Below are 3,855 nucleotides of genomic sequence, written 5' to 3'. Positions count from 1 at the left end.
TTTTGAAACCACCTAAATATTTTATAATTAATCTCGAAGGCATATGTAATCTCCATAACAGCACAATAAATAATTGCACTTTTTACATATGTCAACAAAAAATGCACCTTTCACATTTTTGCATTTTACGTATTTTTAGGGATAATATTTAAATTATGAGTAGCAATATTGAAAAAAGTATCCAACAATGGCTAGAAAAAAAATTAGACGAGCGCGGACACGGTGCTCAAATAGAACTAGCCGCCTACTTGGGAATCCATCAATCCACTATAAGCAGAATGATTAATCCTTACAAAAATGGAAAATCAAGAAGCATAAGTATTGGGGAATTAGTTAAAATAGCTGAGTTTTTTAACGAGCCCCCCCCCAATTTCTTCAATGATGTTGATCAAGAATTTATGAATTTTTATCGTGATCTTTCTGAAGAAAACAAGAAGTCTGTGATTTTATATATTGAGTTTTTAAGGCAATCAAAAGATAAGTTATAGTTTCCTTTTCTTTCTGAGAAAACCCTTTTAAAAGATTAGAATCTTGTTCCGCTATTTGCATTTTGTATCTCCATAAATTGTGGATAGTGCACTTTTTAAAAAAACATATCCAGCATAAATATGCACTTTTTACATTTTTATGTTGACACTTGCACTTTTTGCATATATTTATCTCCCATATCTTAGAAAATAACTTTTGCCAATAGGCAGTATGGAGGCATTTGTGAATAAACCAGTGTTTATAAATTCTGATGAAATTCTCTTAGTGATGTGCGAAAATGAAGAGCAAAATCTCGCTAAATCTGGTCCTTTCTTAGAAGAAAGTGACATGATCAAATTTATCGACCAAGCCGATAATGCTGTCCAAATTTTGCGCGTAGAACCAACGACTAATCGTTGCGAAGATATCTCTGAAGATATTGCTGAGTTTTATCTCAAACTACGTGAACAAAAGTGTTTTGATGGCAAAATACCGCATGACTTTATTCTACACAGCACAGCATACGGTTTTTTTTTAGAAGAAATCGAACAGCAGCGATATGAAGATGAAACATACGGTACTTATGAACAGCAGCACCGTTTAACTCTTTCGGATGTCATTCCAAACTACCCACATTATACATACTACAGAGGGCGTTTTTAAAAGCGCCCCCCTCTTTCCTCTTATTAAATTATCGGATGGAGTAAACTTATGAATAATCCTATCACTATTACAAATAACACCATTAACGAAGAAAGCGTTCAGACAGTCAATGCTCGTGACTTGCACGCATTCTTAGAAGCAAAACGAGACTTTTCCAATTGGATTAAGGACCGTATTAGCAGATACAATTTTATAGAAGGACAAGACTTTGTAAAAACACAAGATTTGCGGTCACCAAATTTGGCGAGCGCAAAATCTAGATCTGTTATTGCAATTAATTATCATCTCACCTTGGAAATGGCAAAAGAACTTTCCATGGTAGAGCGTAATGAAAAAGGAAAACAAGCCCGTCAATATTTTAATTGAATGCGAGCGGCGTGCAAAGCAAGTTGTTACACCACAAATCGATTACTCAAGTCCACAAGTAATGTTAGGTGTATTAACTCATCTAAAAAATGAAAATGAGCGTAAAGACATCATCATTGAAGATTTAAAACCAAAAGCAATGGCTCTTGAAAGCTTACAACGCTCTGATGGGCTCTTCAGTCTTACTGAAGCCGCTAAAGTGCTCGAAATGCAACCAAAACAATTCATTCTCTTCCTACAGAAAAAAGGATGGGTGTATCGACGCACTTTCGGGGATCGCTTATTGCCTTATCAGGATAAAATCCAAAAAGGACTAATGGATTGTCCCACCATTACACTTCAAACCGCAAGTGGAATAGAAAAAGTCATTCCTTGCGCAAAAATCACAGCAAAAGGAATTGGTGTGTTGTCTCAAGAGATTAAAAAACAAAACATGCATTAAGGGAAATAAACCATGGAAAAAAAATACGAACTTACTGATGAAACAATTGAGTTTGATGGCAAAACCCTTCACCGTATTCGTGCTTTAAGGGATTTTGATGATGTTAAAGCAGACGACCTAGGCGGTTTTATACAAAAAGAAGACAATCTAAGTCATGATGGCAATTGCTGGGTAGGTGATGATGCAAAAGTCTATGGTTATGCCAAGGTTTTTGATGATGCACATGTTTATGGAAACGCTCGTGTAGATGGTCATGCAAGAGTTTATGACAAAGCCAAGGTTTATGGTGATGCTTATATTTATAACATTGCTGATATTTACGAAAATGCATGTGTTTTTGGTAGTGCATCTGTTACCGGAGAAACTAATATTTTTGGTAATGCGCAGATTTTTGGACATGCTCGTGTTTTTGCCAGTGCACAAATCTACGAAAATGCACAAGTTTCCGGTGGTGCATTTATTAGTGGAAAAGCTGAAATTTATGGAAATGCTAAAATCTATGACAGTCCATTGATTTCCATCAGAGCAAAAGTTGGGGGAAATGCCAAAATCTGTGGTGATGCATTTATTCATGGAAACGCAGAGATCATCAATGATGAAATCATCACAACGGGCATGAGGCAATAAACCATGGAAAAAAAATACGAAATGACTGATGAAACAATCGAAGTTGGGGGCAAAACTCTCCACCGCATTCGTGCATTGAGAGACTTTGGTAATGTTAAAGCAGGTGATTTAGGAGGCTATATCGAGAAAGAAGACAATCTAAGTCATGATGGCAATTGCTGGGTTTCTGGTAACGCCAAAGTTTATGGAAAAGCTAAAGTTTGTGGTTTTGCCGAGATTTTTGGTAATACCGTAATAGCCATATAAGCCGTTTTTAACCACACAACCAACTTTTAAACACCAGCGTGATTCACGCCACGGGGGAATTGCGCGCAATGTAGGAAATCAAGATGAGTGAACAAAACACTAACCTAATAGAAATTGAAGAAACACATCATGTAGCCGTCGAACAAACTGTCATGGAACGTATTTTAAATAAAGCCTTAGACAGTGACGTCGATATGGATCGCTTAGAGCGTCTTCTTGATTTAAGAGAACAAGAGATAAAACGACAAGAGCGCCAAAATTTTGTCCGTGATCTTTCGGCTGTGCAAATGGCATATAAAAATATCGAACAAAACGCCATTAATAACCATACAAACAGCAAATACGCTACACTTGATCAGTACATTGATGCTGTAAAGAAAGGGCTTGCAACATACAAATTTGCTTTGTTTTATCGTATTAAAAATCAAACAGAAAAAAACGTTACCATAGAAATAACTCTGTCTCATCCTTCAGACAATCAAATCTCAACAGAAGGAACATTTCCAATTGACAGTACAGGCTCTAAAAATAGCATACAATCACTTGGTTCCACACTTACCTACGCACGAAGATACCTATTAGGCATGCTTCTTAATTTAGCAAGTAAAGAAGACGATACAGATGGAAACCCGCCTATTAAAAAGGCTTTTCCACAACAGATCAATGAAATCAGAAGACTTGTCGTACAAACCCAAACAGAAGAAGAAAAAATACTTGCTTATGTCAACGTCAAAAAGCTCGACGATATGTCTGAAGGACAAGCACAAACGGTATTACATCTTTTGAAAGATAAACAAAACAGGCAAAAGGCAGAAACAGATTCTACTATACAAGATGCCGATATAGCAACGCCACAAGAGCAACAAACGGCGGTGTGAGATGGAACAAAGAACAGCAGAATGGTTTCAAGCGCGCTTGGGTAAAGTCACCGCATCTAATGTTTACAACATTATCAGTAAGACAGCAAAAGGATTGCCTACGAGCAAATATGAAGACTACAAAATCAAACTCATAACGGAGCGCTTAACAGGCGAAACAAGCCC

At 36.8% G+C, this 3,855-nt stretch carries 4 protein-coding genes and 3 pseudogenes; all 7 read left to right on the top strand.

Features of this window, described 5'->3' with window-relative positions:
- Positions 1 to 155 precede the first annotated feature (155 nt).
- Positions 156 to 488: a helix-turn-helix domain-containing protein gene (locus ACFINH_RS09285; RefSeq protein ID WP_375612684.1), complete on the top strand. Its 333-nt coding sequence runs from the start codon at positions 156 to 158 to the stop codon at positions 486 to 488.
- Positions 489 to 711: 223 nt separating this feature from the next.
- Positions 712 to 1,131, top strand: a complete 420-nt coding sequence (locus ACFINH_RS09280; protein WP_375632848.1) for a hypothetical protein — start codon at positions 712 to 714, stop codon at positions 1,129 to 1,131.
- Positions 1,132 to 1,179: 48 nt separating this feature from the next.
- Positions 1,180 to 1,939 (top strand): annotated as a pseudogene (locus ACFINH_RS09275) (antA/AntB antirepressor family protein).
- A gap of 12 nt (positions 1,940 to 1,951) precedes the next feature.
- On the top strand, positions 1,952 to 2,566 hold the full coding sequence (locus ACFINH_RS09270) for a hypothetical protein (RefSeq protein ID WP_375632846.1): 615 nt from the start codon (positions 1,952 to 1,954) through the stop codon (positions 2,564 to 2,566).
- 3 nt (positions 2,567 to 2,569) lie between these two features.
- Positions 2,570 to 2,803: pseudogene (locus tag ACFINH_RS09265) on the top strand (hypothetical protein); the annotation flags it as partial.
- Positions 2,804 to 2,895: 92 nt separating this feature from the next.
- Positions 2,896 to 3,690, top strand: a complete 795-nt coding sequence (locus ACFINH_RS09260; protein ID WP_375612641.1) for an ERF family protein — start codon at positions 2,896 to 2,898, stop codon at positions 3,688 to 3,690.
- A 1-nt stretch (position 3,691) separates the two neighbouring features.
- Positions 3,692 to 3,855: pseudogene (locus ACFINH_RS09255) on the top strand (exonuclease); the annotation flags it as partial.

Source organism: Bartonella sp. AA74HLJMH (assembly GCF_042197045.1).
Classification (GTDB): Bacteria; Pseudomonadota; Alphaproteobacteria; order Rhizobiales; family Rhizobiaceae; genus Bartonella.
The sequence above is the reverse complement of the archived record's forward strand: the minus strand, read 5'-3'. Positions and strand labels throughout refer to the sequence as shown.